Raw genomic sequence first — 25,414 nt, forward strand, 5'->3', positions numbered from 1 at the left:
ATTGTCATCGAAGAATAAGTTCGATGCCATCCGCTTCTTCGTTGCCGCCGGGGCAATGGCGCTGGATTATCTCGACAAGCCAGTCAAATACGGTAGGTCCTTCGTTCTTCAACGCCTCAGCCAGGTAGTTTTCGACTGAAGCTGTATTGGAAGGGTGACATCGCTCTAGCCTTTTCCGCAGTTGCCGAGCGGTCTCGACATATCCAAGATTTCGCTTCGAGATTTCGTGGTTGTCCCAGCAGAGAATAAAGCCCTCTTCCGGCGTCCCAAAACCGCCCCGCAGAATATCGTTAAAGGCGTCGAGATTTCTGCCCCACTCGGCACCTGGAATGATGCGAAGGCTAACGTGATCGTAAAATCCTTCCAATGTCGAAAACTCGGACCCGTCAAGATGCAGCTTTTGCTTCGAGGCCATCATGGATGTATCTCTGATCCTTCAATCAGACGGGTTCAAGCGATCAACCAGCGTCCAGACACGCACATGCACCGTCTGATAGTATTCCTCCGGCACGGCCTAGCGATGCGCTTCAGGAGAGGTGGTCCAATTCACGCCGGAAGCAGAGATTTCAAGCATTGGTACCCGTTTGATCTCGTTCCAGGGCGCGCATGCGTCGTCGTACACGACGATCTCATATCTGCGACCGCAGGTACGCCATGAAGTGCAGGGCGCGACGTTTGGGGGCTGATCCCAAGGGACCAAAGCACGCCGCTCCAATTCAAGGACGGCTTCCTCAAACGTTGGGTATTCGCCGTGAAGTTCGGCATGGGCTTCATCTTCAATGCATACGCGTGTCATGCGGCATCGACTCAGATTCTCGTGGGCGCCCATATTTTAAGCATGAATTGGAAAAAAGGAACATCGTCAACTGAACGAAATGCCACCGAGACGCGAGCAGCCATCAGTCTGAACTTCGGCGACGCAAAGCGTTCGTCGTCGCCTTGCGCACGAATTGTAAACCATCCGCGTAACCAGGGTGGCATCGGACGATGGCATCGACGACTCGGGGGCACGTGCCATCATCAAAAAGCCTGTATATCGACTGCACGAAAACCGGCACGCAATCTGCTTTCGTGATGCACTTCCCGATTTTACCTGATCGCAACTTGTCGAAGAATTTCGCAGGACTGGCGAGGCGCGAGACGGCGACCGCTTGATAGCAGGATAAAAGCGCAAGGTGCGCCGCGGTCGGTCGTGTGACATTGCAGAGGCTTATCGCAACCGTTCTAGCATGGTCCAACTTGCAAGAAACCCAGTTCTCCTTTGCGCACAACAGCTCAGCGCAATGTGCCGACGAAACTGATCCTGGCTCGATGTTGCCGTGCCTTCGGCAACCAGCAAGGCTGCTGCCGGACCAGCCGACGCCCGTCAAGGCTCGCGCCTCGCGCGCCCGGCTCCGCCGGCTGACGGCCTTGACCGGCGCCGGCTGGCCCGCCGTTTTAACCGCCATGCGCTGATGGCTCAGCGCGAGCGATAGGCCGCTCCTCATCGGAATGACTCGCCGGACAAACTTGTGCCGTTCTCCGGATCGAGTCTGCTTCCGCAGAGGCGCCATGGCTCATCATCAAAAATCTCGACCAAGACGAACGCGGTCACTGGGATCATTGCCCGACGATCTCTACGACTATTTGCAGCCAGCAGTTCGACGAAAGGGCCGCCCGGCAAGGAAGGATCGTTCCGGGTGGACCGTGACCGACGATTGGCCTGAGGAGGTCCCGATCGCCGAGGCCGAGATCGAGGTGTTCGAGGCCTGGTTCGGCGATCTGTTCGACGATTTGTTTTCGACCCGCCACTGACCCTTTTTGGAGATCGCCATGACGATGCCGGTTCGTGCTGCCCTCTACCTGCGAGTCTCAACCGGCCGACAAGCCGACAACGACCTCTCCATTCCGGATCAGCGCCGCCAGGCGAAGGCCTATTGCGCATCCCGCGGCTGGGAGATCGTCGCCGACTACGTCGAGCCCGGCCTGTCCGCCACTGATAACCGAAGGCCGGAATTCCAGCGGATGATCGATTCAGCAACCACGAAGCCTCCGGCGCTCGATGTGATCCTGGTCCACAGCTTCAGCCGCTTCTTCCGCGATCAATTCCAGCTCGAGTTCTACGTTCGCCGACTCGCCAAGGCCGGTGTCCGGCTGGTGTCGATCACCCAGGAGCTCGGCGACGATCCTATGAGCAACATGATCCGACAGATCATGGCGCTGTTTGACGAGTACCAGTCCAAGGAGAACGCCAAGCATACGCTGCGCGCCATGAAGGAGAATGCCCGTCAGGGCTTCTGGAATGGCGCCCTGCCGCCGGTCGGCTACCGGATCGTGGAAGCTTCCGAGCAGCGCGGACACCGGACCAAGAAAACCCTGGAGATCGATCCCGTCCAGGCCGAGACAGTGCGCCTGATCTTCCGCTTGGCCCGGGAAGGGAATGGAAGCTCGAGGCCGATGGGCGTCAAGTCCATCGCCACACACCTCAACGCAACCGGCATCCGAACCCGCGACGGCGGGCGCTGGGGTGTCGATGCCGTCCACAAGGTGCTGACCCGAACGACCTATGTCGGCCGCCACCGCTTCAATACCAAGTTCTGGAAGACCCGCGAGCGCAAGGCAGAGACTGAAATCGTGGAAATGGCGGTGCCAGCAATCGTCGACAAGGATGAATTTGAGGTCGTCCAAATGCTGCTCAAGAGCCGAAGCCCGGCGATGACCGCACCACGGATCGTCAGCGGCCCGACCCTCCTTACCGGCATCTGCTTTTGCGCGGCCTGCGGTGGAGCAATGACGCTGCGCACCGGCAAGAGCGGCCGTTACCGCTACTACACCTGCTGCACCAAAGCCCGCCAGGGCGAGACCGGGTGTCCGGGTCGCACCGTTCCCATGGAAAAGCTCGACACTGTGGTCGCGGAGTACATCGAGCAGCGTTTGTTACAGCCCAAGCGTCTTGAGCAGCTCTTGTCGCACGTACTCGATCGCCGCACCGAACGCGCCGAACGACGAAAGTTGCACATTACCGAATTGCGCAAGCGGGCGGCCGAGGCAGACGCCAAACTCAAGCGGCTGTACGATGCGATCGAGAACGGTATCGCCGATCTCTCTGACCCCATGCTGAAAGACCGCATCAGTGAACTGAAGGCTACGCGCGACCAGGCCCGCCTTGACGCGGAGCGGGCCGAGGAAGCGATTGATCGCGCCGAACCGACGATCACACCGCAGGCTCTCAAGACGTTTGCCAGGACGGCCCGCAAGCGCATGCGGACCGATAGCGGCGGCTACCGCCGCGATCATCTTCGCGCGCTCGCCCAACGCGTCGAAGTCGATCAGAAGGAATTGCGCATCATGGGGTCGAAAAGCGTGCTGTTGCGCACGCTTGTCGCTGCTGAAAGCGCAAAAACGGCAGGTTTTGGCGTGCCCAGTTCTGTACCGAAGTGGCGCACCCGACACGATTCGAACGTGTGACCTTTGCCTTCGGAGGGCAACGCTCTATCCAGCTGAGCTACGGGTGCGTTGGGGCTTCCTTTAGCCGATTGGCCGGGCAGGGGCAACGCCCCATGCCGGGGTTGGTGAGGCGAAGGTGGCGGCCGATAACCACGTTCTTGACGCAAAATTCCGATCCGTTCCCATTAATTGGTGCTAGTCTTGGCGCGTTGAACCATGGATGGGGACGTCCGATGTATAAGAAGGTTCTTCTCGCCTATGACGGTTCGGTCGAGGGGCGGCGCGCGTTGCGGGAGGGCGCAAAGCTCGCACAACTCTGCCGTTCCGAGGTCTTTTTGCTCGCCGTCGTCGAGGTTTCCTCGATCATGACGCCCGAGGCCGGGTTGACCATCCCGATCGAGCTGCAGACCGAGGATTACAAGGCTATCCTGAACGAAGGCACCGAGCGGCTCAAGGCGCTGGGCTTTACGCCGACCGCGCGGCTCGAGGTCGGCGATGCCGGCCAGAAAATCGCCGAGGTAGCCGAGGAAATCGGCGCGCATCTCGTCGTCGTCGGCCACCGCCCGCAGGGGGCGCTGGCGCGCTGGTTCGGCTCGATCGGCAGCTATCTGGTCAAGCGCCTGCGCTGCAGCGTACTGGTGGCCCAGACCGAGATCAGCGACGCCGAGTTCGAACGGCTGAAGCCGGCGGAAACGGCGGCCTAGGGATAGGCAGAGGCTGATCCGAGCCTAGCTCGTGGGAACGATGATCTTGCCGATCGGCCACAGCGCGATTCCGGCAAGCTTCAGGTGTGCCCAGGCAAAGGGAATGCCGATGATGGTCACGGCCAGCACGACCGCCGTGATCACATGCCCGAGCGCCAGCCACCATCCCGCCAGCACCAGCCAGATGATGTTGCCGATCACCCCGAGCGGCCCGGTGCCGATATCCTCCTGCCCGGTATAGGCGTCGCGCGAGACTGCGGTGAAGCCGAACGGGAACAGCGTGTAGGCGGCGATATTGAACGCGGCCCGCGCCCAGGGGATCCCGATGATCGTGATCGCCATGACGATGGACGCGACCAGCCAGCCAAACGCCATCCACGCGCCGCCGAGAACGACCCAGATGACATTGAGGAGCAGTGACACCGGTGACATGGCTGCGATCCCTTGCGTTGACGCATTAGAGCATGATCCGGAAAAGTGTGTAGCGGTTTCCCGAAAAGATCATGCTCAAACAAAAAGATAGAGCGGGATGACGATTCGAAGAAACGTCATCACGCTTTAGTGGCGAAGCTGCGCTGCGGGCGGCCCCGATTGCCTCAGGCCCGCCAGACGCTAGACTGATTCCCGCGACGATCAAGCAACAAGCGCGCCAAAGAACACGTCAAGAATACGTCAAGGGAGAAACGGCATGCGTCCGCTCGAATTCGGCTGGTATCTGCCCACGCATGGCGACACCACGGCCTATGGCCTGATGGACGCGCAGATTCCGGGCTCGCCCGAACTGTGCGACCGCGTGGTGCAGGCGGCGGAAAAGGCCGGCTTCGAATATCTCCTGATCCCGGTCGGCTCGGTGTGCTGGGAAGCCTGGATCACAGGCGCGTTCATGGCGGCGCGCTCATCGTCGATCAAGCCGCTGATCGCGGCGCGGCCCGGCTACATCAATCCCGTGTTGCTGGCCAAGATGATCTCGACCTTCGACCAGATGTCGGGCGGACGCATCTGCATCAACCTGATCGCCGGCCAGAACGAGAGCGAGGTCGAAGGCGAGGGCGTGCGCTACCCGAAGGAAGCGCGCTATGAGTTGATGGAGGAGGAAGTCTCGATCCTCAAGGCGCTGTGGACCACGCGCGGGCCGGTAAACTTCGAGGGAAAGTTTCACAAATTGTCCGGCGCTCACATCCGGCCGCGCCCGCACCAGCAGCCGTTTCCGAAATTCTATCTTGGCGGCGGCTCGCGCCAGGCCTGGGAATTGTCGGCCAAACATTCCGATGTGCATTTGTTCTGGGGCGACCTGCCGGAAAGGATCGCTTCCAACATCGCCGAGATCAGGGAGATGGCGCGTGCACACGGCCGCGAGGACGACATCGGCTTCGGCATGCGGCTGCAGGTGATCTGCCGCGAGAACGAGGCCGACGCCTGGGAGGCCGCCGACCAACTGGTACGGCACGCGACCGAACGGCAGAAGCAGGAAATGAAGACGCTTTACAACAAATCGGAAGCGAACATGCGCGTGCAGCAGCTCGCCCGCGAGCACGGCGATCTTCTGCTGCCGCATCTGTGGACCGGCATCACGAAAGTCCGCCCCGGCGCCGGCATTGCCGTCGTCGGCAATCCCGTCCAGTGCGCCGAGACGCTGCAGCAATTCATCGATGCCGGCTGCCACTCGTTCTGCCTGTCCGGCTATCTGCATGACGAGGAGGCCGAGCGTTTTGGCCGGATGGTCCGCCCCATTCTGGCCGAGAACAATCGCGGCCGATGGGCGGCGTAAGGCAGCGGCGCGGCGGTCATGTTGCAGTGCATTCGTAAGGCCGCCTGACACGGGACTGCTGCTGCGGTGCGCCAGCTTGCAAGCCTTTATATCACTCGCGGTGATTTATGCCCGGCGCTAAAGTCGGGCCGTTTCAACTGGGTATCGCCAAATGAGTGGGTCGAGCTCGGTCCTCGCCTGGAGTTCCGCGCTGGAGGAGTTCGCGCTGTTTCGAACGCTCAGCGCCGAACAGCGGCTGAAGGCTCTCGGCGCCATGGTCCGCCAGGACCTGGTGCGCGGGCAGATGCTGGTCGCGCAAGGCGGGCCGTCGGATTCGCTTTTCCTGGTGCTGCACGGCGCGCTTGCGGTGCGCAAGACCGGCTATCTCGAACCGATCGCCGAACTTCGGGCCGGCGAACTGGTGGGAGAAATCGGCTTCTTCGCCAACGTGCCGCGCACCGCGGACGTGATTGCGATCCGCGACACCAGCGTGCTGGCATTGACGCGCCCGGCCTATCAGAAGCTGGTCGAGGAAGCCCCCGCCATCGTCGAGGCACTGCTCGCGGCGCTGGCGCGGCGGTTCGCCAAGGAGACCGCGCGCATCGCGCCATTTCGCACCTCGCCGAAGGCGCGAACGGTGGCGCTGATCGGCGGTGGATTGGAGCCGCTGCCGGGCGCTTTCGAGCGCCGGATGCGCGAGGGGCTCGCCGTGATCGATGCCGAGATCGTCGACGCGGCGCGCCTGCAGGCGATGTTTCCGGGACGGGCGCTCGATGCGCATGAAGTGACCGAGTGGCTCAACAAGCTCGAACACACCGCGCCGCTGGTGGTCTATCTCGGCGGCCACGATGCATCGCCCTGGGCGCGCAAGGCCATCCGTCAGGCCGATATGGTCGTGTTCGCCTGCCGCGGCGATGCGCCGGCAGGTGCCTTGACGGAAATCGAGGCCTTCGCCTGCGAGGTTCATTCCGTTTCCGCCCGGCGCCTCGTTCGCATTCATGACCGGCGAAGCGGCGAGGTCTCGGGCACCGCGGCCTGGCTTTCCCGGCTGCCGTCCTTCATGCATCACCATGTCGCGCTCGAAGACCAGGTCGATATCGACAGCCTGGTCCGCTTTCTGTGTGGCCGCGCAATCGGCTTCGTCGCCGCCGGCGGCGGCAGTTTTGGCACCGCGCATGTCGGGATCTACAAGGCGTTTCGCGAACGCGGCGTGATGTTCGACATCTTTGTCGGCACCAGCGTCGGCTCCGCCATGGTGGCGGGCTTTGCCAAAAACCTCGAAGCCGAACATCTCGAGCGCGGCACGCACGAGATCTTCGTCCGAAGCAGAAGTTTCCGGCGGCCGACCTGGCCGCGCTACGCGCTGCTGGATCACAAAGCCTTCGATCGGGCGCTGGCCCATCAATACGGTCCCGACTGCCGGATCGAGGATTGCTGGCGGCCCTTCGCTGCCGTCGCCACCAATCTTTCGACGCACAATCTCGAACTGATCCGCTCGGGGCCGCTATGGCAGGCCGTGCGGGCATCGAGTGCGATCCCCGGGCTGTTGCCGCCGTTCTATACGGCTGATGGCGCGATGCTGGTCGATGGATGCCTCATCGACAACGTCCCGCTCGCCTCGATGCATCAACTCAAGAGCGGCCCCAACCTGGTCGTGCATTTCGGCGAGCCGGCCGCGGAGATGTTCGACGTCGACTATGCCTCGCTGCCGGGACGGCTGGAGCTGATCGCGGCCATGCTGACGCCGTTCCGCAAGAAGCTGCTGCCCACGGCGCCGAGCGCGGTGAACGTGCTGTGGCGCAGCCTGGTGGCGCATCAGCGCTACGATACGCTGCCGGTCGGGCCGTTCGACACGGTGATGCGGCCGCCGTCTCCGGTCGGGATCGACGTGACGGATTTCGATCGCCACACCGAAATCTTCGAGGCCTCCTACCTCTGGGCCAGGGAGGCCATCGCGGCTTTGCAGGCAGGAGGCAGCTCGGCGATCGAGGCGATACTCGATACCGGCGCGCTGGAACGGCGTCAGGCGACGGCGGTCGCGGCTTCCAATCGCGCGCCGAGCAATCGCCTCGCTTCGGCCGCGGGCTTGGGTGCGCTGAACAGATAACCCTGCATCTGCGTGCAGCCGAGCTGGCGCAGCATCTCGCGCTGCTGCTCGGTCTCGACGCCTTCCGCAGTCGTAGTCATGTTGCGGGCGGCCGCAATGTTCACCACCGCCTGCACGATCGCCGCCGAGCCGTCGACCTCGATGTCGCTGATGAAGCAGCGGTCAATCTTGATCTTGTCGAACGGAAACCGCTTCAGATAGCTGAGCGAAGAGAAGCCGGTGCCGAAATCGTCGAGCGCGATGCGCACGCCGATGGCGCGGAGCTGATGCAGGATGGCGAGCGCGGTCTCGTCGTCATGGATCAGCACCGCCTCGGTGATTTCGATCTCGAGCCGGTCAGGCGCCAGGCCCGAGGCGGCCAGCGCGCCGGTGATCCGCAGCGCCAGCGTCGGCGACTTCAACTGGATCGGCGACACGTTGACGGCGATCCTGACCCGGGACGGCCAGCCGGCGGCCTCGGTGCAGGCGGTCTGCAGCACCCAGTCGCCGAGTTCGTTGATCAGCCCGGTATCCTCGGCGACCGGAATGAATTCGGCCGGCGAGACCATGCCGCGTTCGGGATGGCGCCAGCGCAACAGCGCCTCGCAGCCTGTCACCTCGTTGCTCGCGAGATCGAGCAGCGGCTGGTAGTAGATCTCGAAGCCGCCGTCGGCCAATGCCTGCCGCAAATCCTGCTCCATGGTGAGCCGCGCCTTGGCGCGGGCATCCATGGCAGGCTCGAAGAAGCGATGGATGCGACGCCCCTCGGCCTTGGCGGCGTACATCGCGAGGTCGGCGTGCTTGATCAACTGGTCGAGTTCGGTGCCGTCCGTCGGCGCGAGCGCGATGCCGATGCTGGCGTCGGTCGAAAGCTGATGTCCGAGGCATTGATAGGGCTGGCGGATCGCCTCGTAGACGCGAGTCACGAATTCCTCGACATCGGCGCGGCCGCGGATAGCTGTCTGGATCACGGCAAATTCGTCGCCGCCGAGGCGGGCGATCAGGTCGCCCGGCTTGATGCAATCCTTGAGGCAGGCTGCGACCGCCTTCAAGAGTTCGTCGCCGACATGGTGTCCGAGCGAGTCGTTGATGCCCTTGAATTCGTCGATGTCGATATAGAGCAGGGCGAATTGTTCGCCGCCGGCGGCCTTGCCCAGTTCGCGCTCGATCTGCTCGCGGAACAGTACCCGGTTCGGAAGGTCGGTCAGCGCATCGTAATGCGCCAGATGCGCGATCTTCTCGTTGGCGAGCCTTCGCTCGGTGACGTCGTCGACGACATTGATGATGTAACGCGCCTGACCTGCGGAATTGCGGATTCCGAGCCGCTTGGAGGTGATGTAGCGCGGGCCCAGCCCTTGCGTTTCCCAGACATGCTCGTCCTTGAACAGGCCGTCGGGGGATTGCAGCGTTTTCTCTTCGTCGGCCGCGATGATCTCGGCGGCGGCCTCTGGAAACAGGTCTGCGGCCGTCTTGCCGATGATGAGGTCGCGCGAGATGCCGAACTGCGCCTCCGCTACGCGGTTGACCAGCAGATAGCGCCGGTCATGCACGTCCTTCACGGTGATCTGCGAGGGGATGTGGTCGATGATCTGGCTCAGGAACGCGTAGTTGCGGTCGCGCTCCTGCTCGAGATTGCGGCGCTCGGTGATGTCTTCCATGGTGGCGACCCAACCGCCGCCCGCGAGCGGCTTGCTCACCGCCATGAACGAGCGCCCGTCCGGACACTGCATAATGCTGTGGTCAACCTGGCCGCGCGCGATGTTACGCAGGACGGTGGAGCAGAACGCGTCGACATTGCCGGCGAACGATCCGCTGTCCTTGCGGCGCTGCATGAGATCGCGGAAATGGCAGCCCGGCTTCACAATCTCGGTCGACAGATTGTACATGTCGATATAACGGCGATTGAAGGTGACGACGCGTGCCGAGGCGTCGAAGGTGACGAGACCCTGGATCATGTTGTTCAGGGCGGTATCGAGCCGGCCGCGTTCCGCTTCCAGCCGCTCCTGCGCCTCGCGGCTCTGCCGGGTGATCTGCCGGATGATCAGGAACAGGGTCAGGGCGATTACCGCCGCCGACAGCGTGGCGGCAACGACCAGTAAACGGGTCTGCTCGCGCCAGTCGGCAAGCGCGGCGGTAACCGTGTTGGTCGCGACCACCACACCCGAGTAATACGAAAGCGGCGCCGCGGATCCCAGCCTGTCCGTCTGGTCGATCGGACTTTGTACACGCAGCGTTTGCTGGCTGCCCATGTCACGGACGCGCTGCAGCAGCGGCGCCTTCGCGAAATTCTGGCCAATCTGCTCGTCGACGCGCGGATAGCGCGCCAGCAGGGTGCCGTCGGCATGAAATATCGAGATGGCGGCGCCGGTGCCGAGAGCTGCGGAAGCGATGAATTTTTCGTAATTGGCGGGGTTGATGCGCCGCGTCATCACGCCGAGAAAAGTGCCGTCCTCGCCGCGCAATCGATGCGCGATGACGGAGTTCAGGTTGCCGGTGAGATAGCTGCGCACCGACTCGGTGAGAATGGACGGCGAGCGCGAATCGAATTTGAAGCTTTTGAAATAAGCCCGCTCGGAAATGTTGAGCGTCGGCACCGGCAGCGGCCGTGACCAGTTGATCATGTCGCCATTGGAATCGAAGATCGAGATGTCGCCGAGATACGACAGGACGCCGGCCTTGGATCGCATGATCTCGTGCGCTTCGGAGCTCGCGACGCGCTGCCGGAATTCCTTCTCCGAGGCGATGCCGGAAATCTGCAACCGGGTGATCACGTCATCGGCGAGCGTGTCGGAATCCTCGAATTGCTGGTCGAAATGACGGGCGAGCAGGCGAACGGTGTTCTCCAGTTCGCGTTCGCTGTTGACAAGCGCACGCTCGCGAAATTCGCCCGCCATCATGATGGTGCCGACGAAAATCGCCGCGACCAGCATCCCGCCGCAAAGCGTCAGCCATAGCACCGGACCCCGGATGGTCGCGGCAAGGTGCCGCCCGGTGGCCGCGGTTCTGGCCTTCAGGCCGCGCAGGTGGTGAAGCAGCTCGCGCATTTCTCCCTTCTCCCGCGAACGTGCATACGATGCGCGGATGTCATAAGCCGTTAGGAAATCCGGTTACTTAAGGCTTAATGCGCCTCCTGCGGCGGCGAGCCGTCCCTGGCCTGGAGCCGGGTGATGCTCGCCAGCGGTATCTTGTTGCTTCTCTCGATCCCGCCACTAAGGTCCTCACGCCCGGAAAAACAACGCGGCGGGAAGTCCGCACATCACAGGGAGAAGAACAAATGAAGACTTTCCTGGCCGCCGGCGTTCTGGCGGCGCTTATTGCGATTCCGTCCGTCGGCCGCGCCGAGGAGATCACCCGCTTCGTGCCGCTGAAGGCGGAAGAGCTGACGCCGCCGCAAAAGGCCTGGGCCGACGCGATCACGGCGCCGCCGCGAAATGCAAAGTTCGGCAATCCTTCCTATCGCGCCTATATCCGCAGTCCGGAGCTGGCGTCGCGCCTGTCGGCGCTGTCGGACTATTTGCGCTGGAATACGTCGCTGTCGCCGCGGCTGAGCGAGATGGCGATCCTGATCACGGCGCGGGAATGGTCTGCGCAGTACGAATGGTTCGCGCATTACCCGCTCGCGCTGAAGGGCGGGCTCGATCCGCAGGTCGCGGATGCGATCACGGCCGGCAAGCGCCCCGACGGCATGAAGGACGACGAGGCCGCGCTGTACGATCTGGCGACCGCACTCTATCGCGACCGGAAAGTCTCTGATCCCGTCTACAAGGCCGCGCTGGAAAAGTTCGGCGAGCGCGGCATGATGGATATCATTGGCATCATCGGCTATTACGACCTGGTGTCGATGACGCTGATCACCATGCAGGCCGTGCCGCCGAACGACAGCGTGAAGCCGCTGCCGACATTGGCGAAATAGCGGATCGAACTTCAAGCGCCGCGGGTGACGGCGGCGCTTGCGCAGATCAGATATCAGCGGCGGTAGGTGCCGGTGCGGGCGTAAGCCGCGCGGGTTTCCGGCGCGGGACGACTGACCAGACCGGCGCGCGCCTCGCTGACGCGCGGGGTTGCCAGCTTGAGATCTTCCAGGAAGATCGGCTTCGAGAAGTAGTAGCCTTGCGCGTAGCGGATCTTGGTCGCGGCCTGCAGATAGGCCAGCTCCTCGAAGCTTTCGAGCCCTTCGGCGATCACGGTCATGCCGAGCGCTTCGCTCAAGGATTCGATCGCCCGCAAGATGCCCTGGCTGCGCGGGCGCTTATGGATGTCGGTGATGAATGAGCGGTCGATCTTGATCTCGTCGGCGGTGATGTCGGCCAGCGCCGAGAGCGACGAATAGCCGATGCCGAAATCGTCGATCGAGATCCTGACGCCGAGCTTGCGGAACAGCGGCAGAATCTCGTCGTGGAAATGCGTCTTGGTGACGAAGGCGTCTTCCGTCACCTCGATCATGAAGCGCTTGGGAAATCCGGTGGCTTCGATCGCCTGGGCGAACGGCCCCATGAATTCGGGGTTGCCGGCCTGCTTGGCCGCGACGTTCATGCTGATCGTGGTGTCGGGACCGAAGGTCTCGTTGATCAGGTCGATCGACTTGACGATCTCCGCCAGCACCAGATGGGTCAGTTCGTCGATCAGGCCGAGTTCGGTGGCAAGATTGATGAACGTGCTGGGAGCCTGAATCACACCCTCGTCGTCGCGCAGGCGCACCAGCGCCTCGACGCCCTGGATCTCCTGGGTCCGGATGTCGACCTTGGGCTGGAACGCGCAGCAGAAGCGCTTTTCCAGGATCGCCACCCGCAGCGCCTGCTCGACCTTCATCCGCGCCAGCGCCTCGCGCTCCATGCTGGCATCGAAGAACGCGGCGGCGCCCTTGCTGCCGTTCTTGACGCGGTACATCGCGATATCGGCGTTCTGACGCAACTCCTCATAGCTGCGTCCGTGCTCGGGATAGAGGCTGACACCGATCGAGGTCGAGGCGAAGATCTCGGACTGGTCGATGTAGAACGGCGCCTTCAGTCGCTGCAGGATGAAGCGGATGAACTCGGCGACCTCGCTCTCGTTCTCGATCGGGTTAAGCAGCAGCACGAACTCGTCGCCGCTGATCCGCGACAGGATATCGGATTCGCGCAGGTCCAGACCCACCCGCTTGGCCATCTCCGCCAGCAGTGCGTCGCCGACCGAATGTCCGTAGTAATCGTTGATGTGCTTGAAATTGTCGACGTCGAGGAAGGCCAGTGCGAAACGGCCCTGTCCGTTGTCGTACTTCAAGAGACTGTTGACGCGATGCTCGATCACGCGCCGTGTCGGCAACCCGGTCAACTCATCGTAATAGGCGGAGCGGAACAGATGCTCCTCGAACGCCTTCTGTTCGGAGATGTCGGTGGAGCTCGAGATCAGCAGATTGCGCTCGGCGATCCGAACCGGCCGGTGCGAAGTCAGCAATACCTGTTTGGCTTTGCCGCCGGCAATGGATTCTTCCAGCACGGCCGGGCGGCCGGCGCGGAGCAATTCGAGACAGGCTTCGCGGCGATCGTTCAGTTGCGACAGATCCAGCGCGGCGGCGGCCCTCTGCAGCGTGGCCGCCGCGGCGTCGTTCACCAGCACGAATGCGCCGTTGTCGTCCTGAACCGTCACGCCGGTCGGAAGCAGCCTGAAGACATCCCTCAGGATGCTCAGTTCGGATTCGAATGAACTTTCATTGTTGGCCTGCGTTACCGCGGCCTGAAAATCGTTTTTATTGGGACTATGCATGCCACGGAACTTGGCAAAGTCCCTTGTAGTATTGGTTAAGCGGACTTCCGAAAAGCCGCAACAACCCTAGAAGTCGGCGATTTCAGAGCGGCGTCCGCTCGATCGTCATTAACAGAGTATCAACACCGGGCGAGAATGTCGCGTACAAGGCGAATCTCGATTCACCGCGTTTCGAGAGCGCGACCGGCACCTTACGTCGGCAACGATGCCTCAAGATGAGAAAATGGTGTTAAAGCGGGATGACTGATCTTCGAATCGTCATCCCGCTTTATCTTTTTTGTTTGAGCATGATCTCCGCGCAAACGCGTTCCGCGTTTGTCGCGAGNGACCGCTACACACTTTTCCGGATCATGCTCTGGCGCGTCTAGCTTGCGGGAAGCCGGCACTGCATCGTGCAATGTACGCCGGTCTTCAGGAAGCTGATCTCGGTCTTGCCGTCGAAGGCACGAAGCGCCGATTGCAGCAGTTTGGTGCCGAAGCCTGCCGGGCCGACCTTTTCGACCACGGGACCTTCGGTCTCGTCCCACGTGATGTTGAGGCGCCCTTCCGACACCGACCACGACACCTGCAGCAGTCCGCGGGCCGAAGAAAACGCGCCGTACTTGCCTGCATTGGTCGCGAGTTCGTGAAAGATCAGCGCCAGGCTGACCGCCAGTTTGGCCGGCAGGAACAGCGAGTCGCCGTTCAAATTGAACCGGACATGGCCATAAGGCCCGAGCTCCGAGCGCAGCATGTCCTTGATGTCGCAGCCGCTGCCGTCCAGCCGCGCGATCAAATCGTCGGTCGCCGACAGCGCGCGGAGGCGGCGATCGATGCTGCCCCAGATCTGCGGCTGGTCCTGCAGGACCTGGTGCAGTACGGCGTGGATCGTCGACGTCTTGTTCTTGAGCCGGTGCTGCAATTCCTCGACCAGCAGCTTGCGGTATTCTTCTTCCCGGATCAGGCGTTTGGAATCTTCCCGTTGCTGCGCCACGATCGTCCGGTAATGCTCGACGCCCCAGATGGCAAAGCCGCAGACCGCCCAGAACATCAATAGCAGCGCAAGCCGCGCGGTATCGGCGGTAGCGCTGCTGAAATTGACGGTGAAGCCGAGCACGCCGCTCGCGACGGCCGTGGCGATCCCGAACCGGGCGCCGCCAATCGCGGTGGCCAGGAAGACCGCCGGAAAATACGGCGTGAAGAATACGTCGGGACGGATCTGGGCGACGCCCCACCGGGCGATAGTCGACAGGGCGAGGCAGCCGGCCGCGAAGGCCGTGCTGAAAAGCAGCGAGGGCTGGGAGATGCCTTGCCAGCCGCGTCTGAATTCGTCGATCAATTTCTTCATCGGAATGGTCACTTCACGTGATCAGCGAATCCAAAATATGGCCGACCCTGCCGAAATTCGAGGATTTCGCGGCCGCTTGAGGTCGCAAACCGGCGCGGTGCCCGGGGAGCGCGATGGAACAAGCGCGCTTGCCTTGCCGGCAAGAGGCGGGAATATTGGCGTCAACCAATATCGGGGGAACAGCATGGGACGCCTGGACGGCAAGGTCGCGGTGATCACGGGGGCGACGAGCGGCATCGGCTTGCGCACCGCTGAGATCTTCGTCGCCGAGGGCGCGAAAATCGTCATCGCCGGCCGCCGCGCGCCGGAAGGCGAGGCGCTGGCCAAGCAGCTCGGCGCTACTTGCATCTTCCGCCAGACCGACGTCACGGTGGAAGCGCAGATGAAGGCGCTGATCGCTCTCTCGGTGGAAAAATTCGGCCGCATCGATTGCCTGTTCAACAATGCCGGCGGCCCGGCGCAGACCGGCGGCATCGAAGGCCTCGAGGTCGAGCGGTTCGATGCGGCGATGGCGACGCTGATCCGCAGCGTGATGCTCGGCATGAAGCATGCAGCGCCTTACATGCGCAAGCAGGGCTCCGGCAGCATCATCAACAACGGCAGCATCGCCGGTACGCTGGCCGGCTATTCATCGTCGATGGTCTATAGCGCGGCCAAGGCCGCCGTCATCCACCTCACCAGATGCGTGGCGATGGAACTCGGCGAATCCAACGTTCGCGTCAATTCGATTTCGCCCGGCGCGATCGCGACCGGCATTTTCGGCAAAGCTCTGGGCCTGTCGGTGGAAGCCGCGGAAAAGACCCCGGCCGTGATGCGCGAGGTCTACAAATCGGCGCAGCCGATCCCGCGCGCCGGTCTGCCGGATGACATCGCGCACGCCGCGGTGTTTCTGGCCAGCGACGAATCTTCCTTCGTCAATGGCCATGATCTTGTGGTCGACGGCGCCATGATCGGCGGCCGCAACTGGAGCCAGCAGCAGCAGGGCTATGTCATGCTGAAGAAGGCATTCGATCAGGGCGCGGGGTAGGAGCCATGACGGCAGAAATCGCAAGGGAGACGCAAATGTCTGCAACATTCCATCTATCGCCATCCGAAGGCCGTCCGCTCTACCTCGCCGTCATCGCCGGCCTCGCCTGCGCCTTCGTCATCGGCAAGACGCTGCCGTCGACCATGGACGCGGTCTCGTCGATCATCGAGCCGCTCTGCGCCAACAGCGTGACCGGTTCGCAGGATATCGTCGAGCCGATCAGCTCGCATGCGCTGCCGAACGTGGCGGGCAAGCGCGTCACCATCGTGCGCGTGTTCTATGGCCCCGGCGGCTTTACGCCGCCGCACCAGCATTCTGGCTCCGTCACCGCCTATATCACCAAGGGCGAGATCCGCTCGCAATTGGCGGGCGGCCCGGTCGAGACGTTTGCGGTCGGCCAGTCCTTCTTCGAGCCGCCCGGCTCGACCCATCTGGTCTCGGCCAACGCCAGCATGACCGAACCTGCAGAATTGATCGCGGTGTTTGTGGCCGACGAAGGCGCGCAGCTCACGACGCTGGTGAAGTAGGGGGCGCGATCTCACGCGCTAAACCCTCATGGTGAGGAGGCGCGCAAGCGCCATCTCGAGCCATGTTGCCCGGTTCGTGCCATTCATCCTTCGAGACGCCGCTGCGCGGCTCCTCAGGACGAGGTCTAACATTCAACCGCCGTTCTCTGGATGGTGGGCACGCTGCGCTTTGCCCACCCTACGCGCCGAAGCTAAACCGCCTTCACCGTCACTCGCAGCCCGTCCCGCGGTTTCGGGATCGGCCACATCTGCCAGTCCGCTTTGTAACCGGGCTCCAGCGAGACTTCGAGATTCTGCAGGAAATGCCGCGCGAAGCATTTCGCCTGCATATAGGCGAAGTGCAGGCCGAGGCACATATGCGCGCCGCCGCCATACGGCACCCACGCAAAACGATTGCGGGTGCGCTGCGCTTCGTCGGAGAAACGCATCGGATCGAACTTGTCCGGTTCGGGCCAGATCTGCGGCATATGGTGCGTGAACAGCGGGTTGACGCCGACCTGTGTGCCGGCGGGAACGTCGTACCCCCTGAACGAAAAGTCGCGCACCGCGCGGCGCGGCATCGATGGCACCGGCGGCTTCAGCCGCAGCGCTTCCTTGAACGCCATTTCCGACAGCGGCATCTTTTCGAGATTGGCGACGCTGGTGGGATCGTTGGCCTCGATGCCGAGGCCTTTGACTTCCTCGCGCAACCGCTGCTGCCATTCGGGGTGGGCGGCGAGCTCGCCGACAAAGGAGGTCAGCGACGATGTCAGCGTGTCATGCGCCGCCATCATCAGAAAACTCATGTGGTCGATGATGTCCTGGGTTGACAGCAGCGCGCCGTTCTCGTGCGTTGCCTGGCACAGCTGCGAGAACAGATCATCGCCGCCACCCCGCGCGCGGCGGATCGGAATCTGTTCGGCGAAGTAGGCAACGATCCGTTTGCGGCCCGCAACGCCGCGGGCCATCTGCGTGAACGGTAGCGGCCGCCGGATCGGCGCCACGGCTGCGGCCACCATGTCGATGAAGGCGCCGGTGATCTCGTCGACCTCGGGCCCGATCTCGGCGCCGAGGAACGACGTCGCCGCCAGATCGAGCGTAAGCTGCTTCATCGCCGGATACACCAGCATCTCGCCCGGCTGCGCCTTCCATTGCTTGACCCGCGCGGCAATGCCACGGTCGAGATCGACGAGGTAGGACTTCATCGGCTCCGACTTGAACGCCACCGACAGCGCGCGGCGATGCAGGCGGTGCTCTTCAAAATCCAAAAGCATCAGCCCGCGCGGAAACAACCGGCCGAGGATCGGTCCCCAGCCATGGGTAGAGGAGAACAGGTGCGCCTTGTCGAACAGCACCAGCTCGTTGGCCTCGGGCCCGAGCATCGTCACGCTGGTCTCGCCGAACAGATGGGTGCGGTAGATCAGACCGTATTTGGCGGCCGACTTCTCAATCTGTCCTTTGGGATCGGCCAGCACCGCCAGCGTGTTGCCGATGAACGGCCAGCCCTCGTTGCCGGGAATGTGCCGTAACGCCTTGGGGTTCGGCGGCACCGGGATATTGGCTGATGAGGCCACATTCTGCATCGACATGGCAATTGCTCCGGGCGATCTGCGAAAATCGCAAATATTATCCACCGTGTCGGCGGCTTTGTCGCGGCTTTAAATATCGGCACGGGCGGCGCGTGTTAGCTGCCCCGGGGAAATAACTCCTTGTTTGGATGCAGCAAAGCGCGCGATTGGCCGGCGCCATGCCCCGGATGTCCGGATCGCGTCACAAAGCCGCGAGCATGTGCTAGGATGCTCCAAAATCAAATGGGCAGGGGGGCGATATGCCGAGGATGTTTGGATTGCTCGTGTTTGCGCTGGTCGCGTTGGGCGGAAATTCTCTGGCGCAGGCCCAGACCAAACCTTCGGTCAAAACGTTGGGGCCGGATTTTCCCAAAACCGAGATTTTCATCGGCAACAGCTTTTTCTACTACAACAACAGCATGCACAGCCACGTGCTGGCGATGCAGCGCGCCGCTGACGCCGCCAACAAGCAGGCCTACCGCGCCACCTCGGTCACCATCAGCGGCTCCGGTATCGACTGGCATGACGTCGAAAGCTATTTCCGGCCGAAGGCGATCGGCTCTTATTCCTTCGACGAAAACAACAACGTCGTCTTCAACAAGCTCGATAAACTGTTCGACGTCGCCATCATGATGGATTGCAGCCAGTGCCCGATCCATCCGACGCTCAAGTCGGTATTCACCGAGTTTGCCAAAAAGAGCAGCGAGATCGTGCGCGCCAAGGGCACGACGCCAGTGTTTTTCATGTCCTGGGCCTATGCCGACAAGCCGGAAATGACGGCGCAGCTCGCCGAGGCCTATACGATCGCAGGCAATGCGAACGACGCACTGGTGATCCCGGCCGGCCTCGCCTTTGCGAAAGCGCTCAACAAGCAGCCCGAGGTCACTCTGTACGCCGCCGACAAGCGCCATCCGAGCCTGGCCGGCACTTATCTCGCCGCCTGCGTGACCTTTGCGGCGCTCACCGGGCGCTCGCCAGTCGGCAACGCCCATCTCGCCGGCCTCGACGGACAAACCGTGGCGTTCCTGCAGAACGTCGCGTGGGACACCGTACAGGAATATTACGGGAAGTAGGGGAGCTTTCCGGTGTGTTGCCGTCGCGCATGACGTCAACCCCGTCATTGCGAGCGAAGCGAAGCAATCCATCTCTCCGCGGGGATAGACGGATTGCTTCGTCGCTTCGCTCCTCGCAATGACGAGGGAGAGATCGCGTCGTACCTGACGAGACCATCACGCCTTGCGCTTGGCCGCTTCCTTCTGCAAATCCGGTGCGTTGATGGTCGGGATTGCCACCCGGCCGGGACCGGTGTGCTGCAAGGCGGCTGCCGCCTTTTCGTTCTCCATGATCTTGGCCATAACGGCCTGACCTGCGCGCTCGAACACCGCGCGGTTCTCGATCAGGAATTTCTGCGACTCGCGCAGCTTGGCGACATAGCCGTTGATTTCCGGAATGACGTAGCGGGCGACCATGTCCCAGCTTCGGCGGGTGTTTTCCGGGTTGGCCCAGTCGTGCACGAAGCCGATGATGGCGCCGACGCCGCCCGAGACATGCATCAGGTTCTTGATGGTTTTGACCAGATCGTCCGGCGTGCCGATGGTGGACGCGGCATTCTCGCCGCCAGCCGTTTTCTCGAGCGCATCCTCCGGCGAGGTGAACGGCTCCAGCCCCGGCCGCTGCAGCGTGCGGACGTTATATTCGTTGTGCCAGCGCATCAGGCCGGCGCCGGCCTCGCGCTGCGCCTGCTCGCGGGTCTCGGCGATGTGCCAGCTCAGGAGCACGCGCCAGTCGGAGCGGCTGACCGTCGTGCCGGCCTTCTTGGCGGCATCCTCGGCAAAGCCCCATTGCGTCGGCAGCGCCATCAGGCCCTGCGTCGACATCGAGCCGAGCGAGATGATGCCGATGCCGTATTTGCCGGCCAGTGTCATGCCCGACGGCGAAATCTGCGAGGCCACCACGAACGGCATGTCTTCCTGCAGCGGCAGCAATTGCAGCGCGGCGTCCTGCATCGTGAACCAGTCGCTCTTGGCGGTGACGCGCTCGCCCTTGAACAGGCGGCGGATGATCGCGATTGCCTCGTCCTGGCGGTCACGCTGTGTCATCGGATCGATGCCGAGCGTGTGCGCGTCGGAGGCAAGCGCGCCGGGCCCCGAACCGAAGATGGCGCGGCCGCCGGTCATCCAGTCGAGCTGAACCATGCGTTGCGCCACGTTGTAGGGGTGGTGATAGGGCAGCGAGACCACGCCGGTGCCGAGCTTGATGCGCTTGGTGCGCTCGCCCGCCGCCGCCAAGAACATTTCCGGCGAAGCGATCATTTCCCAGCCGGAGGAATGGTGCTCGCCGCACCAGAACTCGTCATAGCCGAGCGCGTCGATCTGCTCGACGAAATCGAGGTCGCGGCGGAACTGGAGCAGCGGATTCTCGCCGATCGGGTGATGCGGGGCGAGAAAGGCTCCGAATTTCAGGCGTGCCATGGGGTTTGCTCTCCGAAATTATTGTTCTTTGGATTTGCTCGGCAGCAAACCTACGGGGTGGGCAAGGGCAAGGCAATGCTGCGAGCCCGCAGCCAGCGCATGGTTGTCGCGCGGCCCGGCCGACATGCCGTGGCCCGGAATTCCCGTTCCTGATGCTCAATCAAACAAACGGAGCGAGGCGTAGTCACGCGCTAAACGCGGACGCTCCATGTCTCCTTCGTCGTCGACAGCGTGATCAGCGTCTCGGTTCGCTCCACGCCATCCACGGCCTTGATGGTCTCCGTGAGAAACCGTTCGAGATCGCGCGTGGTGCCGACGCGCACCTTCAGGAGATAATTCCAGGCGCCGGTGATGTGATGGCACTCCAGCACGTCGGGCGACGCCTTCACCCGTTCCAGGAATATCGCTTCGACCTTCGGGTTGCTCCAGCTCACCATGATGAAGGCGAGCAGATCGAGTCCGATCGCCTCCGGTGCGATGCGGGCGTGAAAACCCGAAATCATGCCGGTTCGAACCAGCCGCTTGATGCGGTCGTTGATGGTGGAAACCGCGACGCCGATCTTCTCGCTGAGAACAGCCAGCGCCTGGCGGTCGTCCTCCTGCAGCAGCATCAGCAATTGCCGGTCGGTGTCGTCGAGTTTCGCCATCGGCCCTCGCCAGGAATTTCGGAAGTCTTACGGAATTAAGCCGGCGGCCGAGCACCTGCAAAGGCTTTCGGCGATCTTTACGGCCGTCGTCTCGAATAATGTCCGGAATATGTCGGTAAAACCACATCGTGGGCGGAAGAAACAGAAAAATCCGGAAATCGTATGCTTTGGAGCGCCGGCCGGCGACCGTAACAACGGTTGCCGGGGGCAGCAGAGCGAGTCGCTCGCCGATCGTCACTCGAAACTAGGGGATTGCGAATCTACAGCCGGCATCACGGCCGCACGTTGAGCGTCCGCACCACGCGAAAACTGTGGTGGGCGCCGATGGTCGCGTTCTCGCGATAGCCTGCGCGCACCATGTTGGCCATCCAATCCCAGGTGCCGCCGCGCAGCATGCGCTTGTTGCAATCGCCCTCCAGCCATGGCGAGCCGTCGGCCGGCGTGTCTTCACTGTAGCGCTTGTTGAAGCAGTCTTCGGTCCATTCGAACACGTTGCCGTGCACCTGATAGAGTCCGAACGGATTCGGCGCGTAGGAGTCGACTACCGCAGGCCCCTTGCTGTCGGCGCCGCGCGGTCCGTCGCCATAGGGGATCGAGGCCTTGTAACTGGCGTCCTGCCCGCTGATGGTGGCGCCAAACCAGAACGGCGTGATGGTGCCGGCGCGGGTAAAGTATTCGCGCTCGGATTCGCTCGGCAGGCGGTAGGTGCGGCCGACCTTCTTCGACAGCCAGGCGAGATAGAGTTTGGCGGCCTCGAAACTGATGCCCTGGGCCGGCATGCGGCCGCGGCCAAAACCCTTGTCGTCGCCCTTGATCTTGCCGCAGCCGCCGTCGACGAGGCAGGCGTCCCATTCGTCGAATGAGATCGTGAAGCGGCCGACGGCGAACGGCCTTGCCAACGTAACGCGGTGGATAGGATCTTCGCCCTTGAATCGATCCGGCTCGTCGGCCGGCGTGCCCATCATGAAAGCGCCCTTCGGCACCACCACCATTTCGGGGCAGACGTCGCACTCCTTGAAACTGTCCTTGGGAATTAGCGCCTGTTCGATATCAGGCGTCAGCGGCTGCACTTTCTGCTCTGGAAAGAACTGCCGGGGAAGCCGGGCGGGCGCGGGCGGCTCCTCTTCCGCGACCTGCACGGGGTCCGACGGCATCGGCAGCCGCTTCGGGTTGGCCGACGCGGCTTCGGCAAGCAAGACGGCCAGCATGGGGGCGAGGGCGGCAGGCAGCACTCTTGAAACGGCAGACATGAAGCATCCTTGAACCATCTTTGGGCGCAAACGCCGATGCTGCTTGGTCGCGGGCTGTGGGAGGTGCGTTCACGGGCGCGGGTGATCGCTTACCTCCGGGGTAATCGCTGAGATGACCGAAGCCTGAGATCATCCGGCGCAAGAACTCCCGGACAAGGCCCGCTCTCATGCATCAGATCGTCTCACATCCCGTCGATATCTCGCGCCGCTGGTTCGTGCTCGCGACCGTGGTCGCAGCGCAGTTCATGTTCGGGGTCGATGCCTTCATCGTCAACGTGGCGATCCCGACCATTGCGGCCGAACTGCACGCGAGTCCGGCGCAGATCGACGCGGTCATTGCAATTTATCTGGTCGCCTATGCCACGCTGGTCATCACCGGCGGGCGGCTCGGCGACATCTACGGCACGCGCAACGTGTTCATCGCGGGTGTGGCGGGCTTCACCGTCACCTCGCTGTGGTGCGGGCTGGCGCAATCCGGGCCGGAATTGATCGTGGCGCGGCTGGCGCAGGGCGCAACCGCGGCATTGATGGTGCCGCAAGTGCTCGCCACCATTCATCTGCTGTTTGCGGATGCCTCGCGCGCCCGCGCGTTCGGCATTTACGGCATCGTGCTGGGGTTGGCCGGCGCGGCCGGCTTTCTGCTCGGCGGCCTCCTGGTGACGCTTGATCTGGCTGGTGTCGGCTGGCGCGCGGTGTTTTTCGTCAACGTGCCGTTCGGCGCCATCATCATCGCAGCCGCCTTCAGGATCATGCCGACGTTTCAGCACCGGGCCGGCACGCGGCTGGATATAGCAGGCGCCGTCGTGCTGTTTCTTGGGCTGCTGTGTCTGATCGGCCCGCTGCTGTCAGGCCATGACATGCAGTGGTCGGCATGGGTCTGGCTGGTGATGGCGACCGGCATCGTCATCATCGCCGGCTTCCTGCGGCTGGAGCGCGCGGTCGCCCGCCGCGGCGGCATGCCGCTGATCGATCTTGCGCTGCTGTCGGATGCCGCGTTCATGCGCGGGCTGGCCGCGGTGTTCTTTTTCTTCTTCGCCAACCTCTCGTTCTACCTCGTCATGACGATCTACATGCAGAAGGGGCTGCACATTCCGCCGCTGCAGGCGGGGCTGGTCTTCCTGCCGCTGGCGCTGACCTTCGTGATTGCTTCGCGGCATGGTGGAATACGCGCCAAACATCGCGGCACGCTGGTATTGATCGAGGGCTGCGCGGTGCAGATCGCCGGTCTTGCGATGCTGGTGGCTGCGGTCGAATGGATCGATACGCCGTCCGTATTAATATTGGCGCTGGTACTGACGGTTTTCGGTTACGGTCAGGGTCTTGTGATGGCGCCGCTATCGAGCGCGGTGCTGTCGAGCGTCAAGCCGGCAAGCGCCGGCGCGGGCTCGGGCATGTACGGCACGACGGCGCAAATCGCCAACGCCGCCGGTGTGGCCGCAATCGGAGCGGTATTCTTCGCGATCGAAGCAGCGCATTCGGCGCAACTGGCGTTGCTCGCGGCGGTCGCGCTGTTTGGTGCGTCGATTCTCGCCTGCGCCGCATTCCTGACATGGATGCGTTCGATCACGGCGTGACAAAATAACGTCAACTGCCAAAATTTGATTGTGGGGAATGACAGTGCACGGCCTTTTTATTTTGCAGTGCAGCAACTATGTGTTCTGGATCGCGTGATCTAAGAACAATCGCCCCAGGAGCTCTTGTTGTCCCTCGCCAAGAACGTCGAATTCTTGCGCCATTTCCCAAAGCTGAACGGGTTCAATGGCCTGGGAATCTATGGCCGAAGCACACCCGAGGCCCAGAGTCCGCTGGCGGAAATCACCGGATTCGGCACCGATCCCGGCGCGCTCAAGATGTTCGCCTATGTGCCGGAGCAACTGCTGCCGGCGCGCGCCCTTGTCGTCGTGCTGCACGGCTGCGGCCAGACCGCAACCGGCTACGATTTCGGTACCGGCTGGTCGACGCTCGCCAAACGTTATGGCTTTGCGTTGCTGATGCCCGAGCAGCAGGCGGCCAACAACGCCAACACCTGTTTCAACTGGTTCAATCCGGGCGACATCGCGCGCGGCCGCGGCGAGGCCGCGTCGATCCGGCAGATGGTCGCGCGCATGGTCGCCGATCACAAACTCGATTCGCGCCGCATCTACGTAACCGGACTTTCCGCCGGCGGCGCGATGACGTCGGTGATGCTGGCGACCTATCCGGAAGTGTTCGCGGGCGGGGCCATCATCGCGGGCCTGCCGTTCGGCATCGCCAGCAATGTCCGCGAAGCGCTCGCCGGGATGATGCAATCGACGTCACGTCCCGCGGGCAAGCTCGGCGATCTCGTGCGCAAGGCGTCCAAGCACAAGGGACCGTGGCCGAAAGTGTCGGTGTGGCACGGCAGCGCCGACCGCACGGTGAATCCGGGCAACGCCAACGAGATCATCAAGCAGTGGCTCGACGTCCACGGTCTGCCGGCGGCGCCGATGTCGATCGGCGATGTCGATGGTCATCCACGCGAAGTCTGGTGGAATGCCGACGGCGAGACCGTCGTCGAATCCTACACCATCACCGACATGGCCCACGGCACACCGCTGGGGCTCTCCGGCAATGAGGAGCGCTACGGCGCGGAGGGCGCGTTCCTGATCGAGGCGGGAATTTCCTCGTCCTATCACATCGCCAATTTTTTTGGCCTGACCGAACGCGTCAGTCCGGCCCCCGAAGTGGCCAAGCCAGCGCAGGCGCCGAAGGTCGTTGCATCGGCTGCCACGGAATCCCTGCAGTCGTCCGATCTGGCCGCGAGACTCTGGTCGAGGTCCCACAAGCCGGTTCGCCAGCCCAAGCCGGCGCCGCGCGAGCCGAAGCGCCGCGGCATCGATGTCAGCGGCGTCATCACCCGCGCGCTGACGGCCGCGGGATTGATGAAGTAGCCGG

At 62.8% G+C, this 25,414-nt stretch carries 19 protein-coding genes, 1 tRNA gene and 1 pseudogene; 11 read left to right on the forward strand and 10 right to left on the reverse strand.

The features are described from left to right. Positions 1-4: 4 nt before the first annotated feature. A complete protein-coding gene (locus CQ14_RS37455; protein WP_245320824.1) occupies positions 5-418 on the reverse strand; it encodes a barstar family protein in 414 nt (137 codons plus the stop codon). Positions 419-1,812: 1,394 nt separating this feature from the next. Here CQ14_RS37455 and CQ14_RS41640 point away from each other — a divergent pair. Continuing rightward, positions 1,813-3,447, forward strand: a complete 1,635-nt coding sequence (locus tag CQ14_RS41640; protein ID WP_082650212.1) for a recombinase family protein — start codon at positions 1,813-1,815, stop codon at positions 3,445-3,447. On the opposite strand, the gene CQ14_RS37475 is transcribed toward CQ14_RS41640, so the two are convergent. Continuing rightward, positions 3,418-3,494: transfer RNA gene (locus CQ14_RS37475), tRNA-Arg, on the reverse strand. The two genes, CQ14_RS41640 and CQ14_RS37475, sit on opposite strands and share 30 nt — an antisense overlap. Before the next feature lie 165 nt (positions 3,495-3,659). Between CQ14_RS37475 and CQ14_RS37480 the strand changes: the two genes are divergently transcribed. Then, entirely contained in the window at positions 3,660-4,130 is a 471-nt protein-coding gene (locus CQ14_RS37480) for a universal stress protein (protein ID WP_057862754.1), read from the forward strand. 24 nt (positions 4,131-4,154) lie between these two features. Here CQ14_RS37480 and CQ14_RS37485 read toward each other — a convergent pair whose 3' ends face one another. After that, positions 4,155-4,562 carry a YccF domain-containing protein gene (locus CQ14_RS37485; protein ID WP_057862755.1) on the reverse strand — a complete coding sequence of 136 codons (408 nt, stop codon included), beginning with the start codon at positions 4,560-4,562 and terminating at the stop codon, positions 4,155-4,157. A gap of 256 nt (positions 4,563-4,818) precedes the next feature. Here CQ14_RS37485 and CQ14_RS37490 point away from each other — a divergent pair, with 256 nt between their 5' ends. The 3 genes and pseudogenes from CQ14_RS37490 to CQ14_RS37495 all read left to right on the forward strand — a co-directional run bounded on the left by CQ14_RS37490 (position 4,819) and on the right by CQ14_RS37495 (position 7,984). Continuing rightward, complete coding sequence (locus CQ14_RS37490; protein WP_057862756.1) at positions 4,819-5,898, forward strand: LLM class flavin-dependent oxidoreductase; 1,080 nt, start codon at positions 4,819-4,821, stop codon at positions 5,896-5,898. Continuing rightward, positions 5,883-5,936, forward strand: a pseudogene (locus tag CQ14_RS48510) (hypothetical protein); the annotation flags it as partial. The gene CQ14_RS37490 and the pseudogene CQ14_RS48510, both read left to right, overlap by 16 nt. A 113-nt stretch (positions 5,937-6,049) precedes the next feature. Beyond that, complete coding sequence (locus CQ14_RS37495) at positions 6,050-7,984, forward strand: patatin-like phospholipase family protein (protein ID WP_057862757.1); 1,935 nt, start codon at positions 6,050-6,052, stop codon at positions 7,982-7,984. Here CQ14_RS37495 and CQ14_RS37500 read toward each other — a convergent pair. Next, complete coding sequence (locus CQ14_RS37500) at positions 7,900-11,007, reverse strand: EAL domain-containing protein (RefSeq protein WP_057862758.1); 3,108 nt, start codon at positions 11,005-11,007, stop codon at positions 7,900-7,902. The two genes, CQ14_RS37495 and CQ14_RS37500, sit on opposite strands and share 85 nt — an antisense overlap. A gap of 230 nt (positions 11,008-11,237) precedes the next feature. Between CQ14_RS37500 and CQ14_RS37505 the strand changes: the two genes are divergently transcribed. Further along, positions 11,238-11,876, forward strand: a complete 639-nt coding sequence (locus CQ14_RS37505) for a carboxymuconolactone decarboxylase family protein (RefSeq protein WP_057862759.1) — start codon at positions 11,238-11,240, stop codon at positions 11,874-11,876. Between the two features lie 53 nt (positions 11,877-11,929). Here the strand turns inward: CQ14_RS37505 and CQ14_RS37510 are convergent, their stop codons facing one another. Then, the gene (locus tag CQ14_RS37510) at positions 11,930-13,705 is read right to left on the reverse strand and encodes a putative bifunctional diguanylate cyclase/phosphodiesterase (RefSeq protein WP_057862760.1); all 1,776 of its coding nucleotides are present in this window, start codon (positions 13,703-13,705) and stop codon (positions 11,930-11,932) included. A 364-nt stretch (positions 13,706-14,069) separates the two neighbouring features. After that, the gene (locus tag CQ14_RS37515) at positions 14,070-15,032 is read right to left on the reverse strand and encodes a sensor histidine kinase (RefSeq protein ID WP_057862761.1); all 963 of its coding nucleotides are present in this window, start codon (positions 15,030-15,032) and stop codon (positions 14,070-14,072) included. Positions 15,033-15,216: 184 nt separating this feature from the next. On the opposite strand from CQ14_RS37515, the gene CQ14_RS37520 reads away from it, so the two are divergent. Both CQ14_RS37520 and CQ14_RS37525 read left to right on the forward strand, forming a co-directional pair. Next, positions 15,217-16,059: an SDR family NAD(P)-dependent oxidoreductase gene (locus tag CQ14_RS37520; protein WP_057862762.1), complete on the forward strand. Its 843-nt coding sequence runs from the start codon at positions 15,217-15,219 to the stop codon at positions 16,057-16,059. 35 nt (positions 16,060-16,094) lie between these two features. Then, entirely contained in the window at positions 16,095-16,586 is a 492-nt protein-coding gene (locus tag CQ14_RS37525; protein WP_057862763.1) for a cupin domain-containing protein, read from the forward strand. 191 nt (positions 16,587-16,777) lie between these two features. Here the strand turns inward: CQ14_RS37525 and CQ14_RS37530 are convergent, their stop codons facing one another. Beyond that, the gene (locus tag CQ14_RS37530; protein WP_057862764.1) at positions 16,778-18,154 is read right to left on the reverse strand and encodes a cytochrome P450; all 1,377 of its coding nucleotides are present in this window, start codon (positions 18,152-18,154) and stop codon (positions 16,778-16,780) included. A gap of 239 nt (positions 18,155-18,393) precedes the next feature. On the opposite strand from CQ14_RS37530, the gene CQ14_RS37535 reads away from it, so the two are divergent. Next, complete coding sequence (locus CQ14_RS37535) at positions 18,394-19,206, forward strand: SGNH/GDSL hydrolase family protein (RefSeq protein WP_057862765.1); 813 nt, start codon at positions 18,394-18,396, stop codon at positions 19,204-19,206. Positions 19,207-19,362: 156 nt separating this feature from the next. Here the strand turns inward: CQ14_RS37535 and CQ14_RS37540 are convergent, their stop codons facing one another. The 3 genes from CQ14_RS37540 to CQ14_RS37550 all read right to left on the reverse strand — a co-directional run bounded on the left by CQ14_RS37540 (position 19,363) and on the right by CQ14_RS37550 (position 22,501). After that, complete coding sequence (locus CQ14_RS37540; protein ID WP_057862766.1) at positions 19,363-20,604, reverse strand: LLM class flavin-dependent oxidoreductase; 1,242 nt, start codon at positions 20,602-20,604, stop codon at positions 19,363-19,365. A gap of 191 nt (positions 20,605-20,795) precedes the next feature. Beyond that, the gene (locus tag CQ14_RS37545; RefSeq protein WP_057862767.1) at positions 20,796-21,251 is read right to left on the reverse strand and encodes an Lrp/AsnC family transcriptional regulator; all 456 of its coding nucleotides are present in this window, start codon (positions 21,249-21,251) and stop codon (positions 20,796-20,798) included. A gap of 272 nt (positions 21,252-21,523) precedes the next feature. Beyond that, complete coding sequence (locus tag CQ14_RS37550) at positions 21,524-22,501, reverse strand: formylglycine-generating enzyme family protein (protein ID WP_199805721.1); 978 nt, start codon at positions 22,499-22,501, stop codon at positions 21,524-21,526. Positions 22,502-22,668: 167 nt separating this feature from the next. On the opposite strand from CQ14_RS37550, the gene CQ14_RS37555 reads away from it, so the two are divergent. Next, entirely contained in the window at positions 22,669-24,075 is a 1,407-nt protein-coding gene (locus CQ14_RS37555) for an MFS transporter (RefSeq protein ID WP_057862769.1), read from the forward strand. A gap of 126 nt (positions 24,076-24,201) precedes the next feature. Beyond that, positions 24,202-25,410: an extracellular catalytic domain type 1 short-chain-length polyhydroxyalkanoate depolymerase gene (locus CQ14_RS37560; RefSeq protein WP_057862839.1), complete on the forward strand. Its 1,209-nt coding sequence runs from the start codon at positions 24,202-24,204 to the stop codon at positions 25,408-25,410. Positions 25,411-25,414 lie beyond the last annotated feature (4 nt).

Source organism: Bradyrhizobium lablabi, assembly GCF_001440475.1.
GTDB lineage: Bacteria > Pseudomonadota > Alphaproteobacteria > Rhizobiales > Xanthobacteraceae > Bradyrhizobium > Bradyrhizobium lablabi.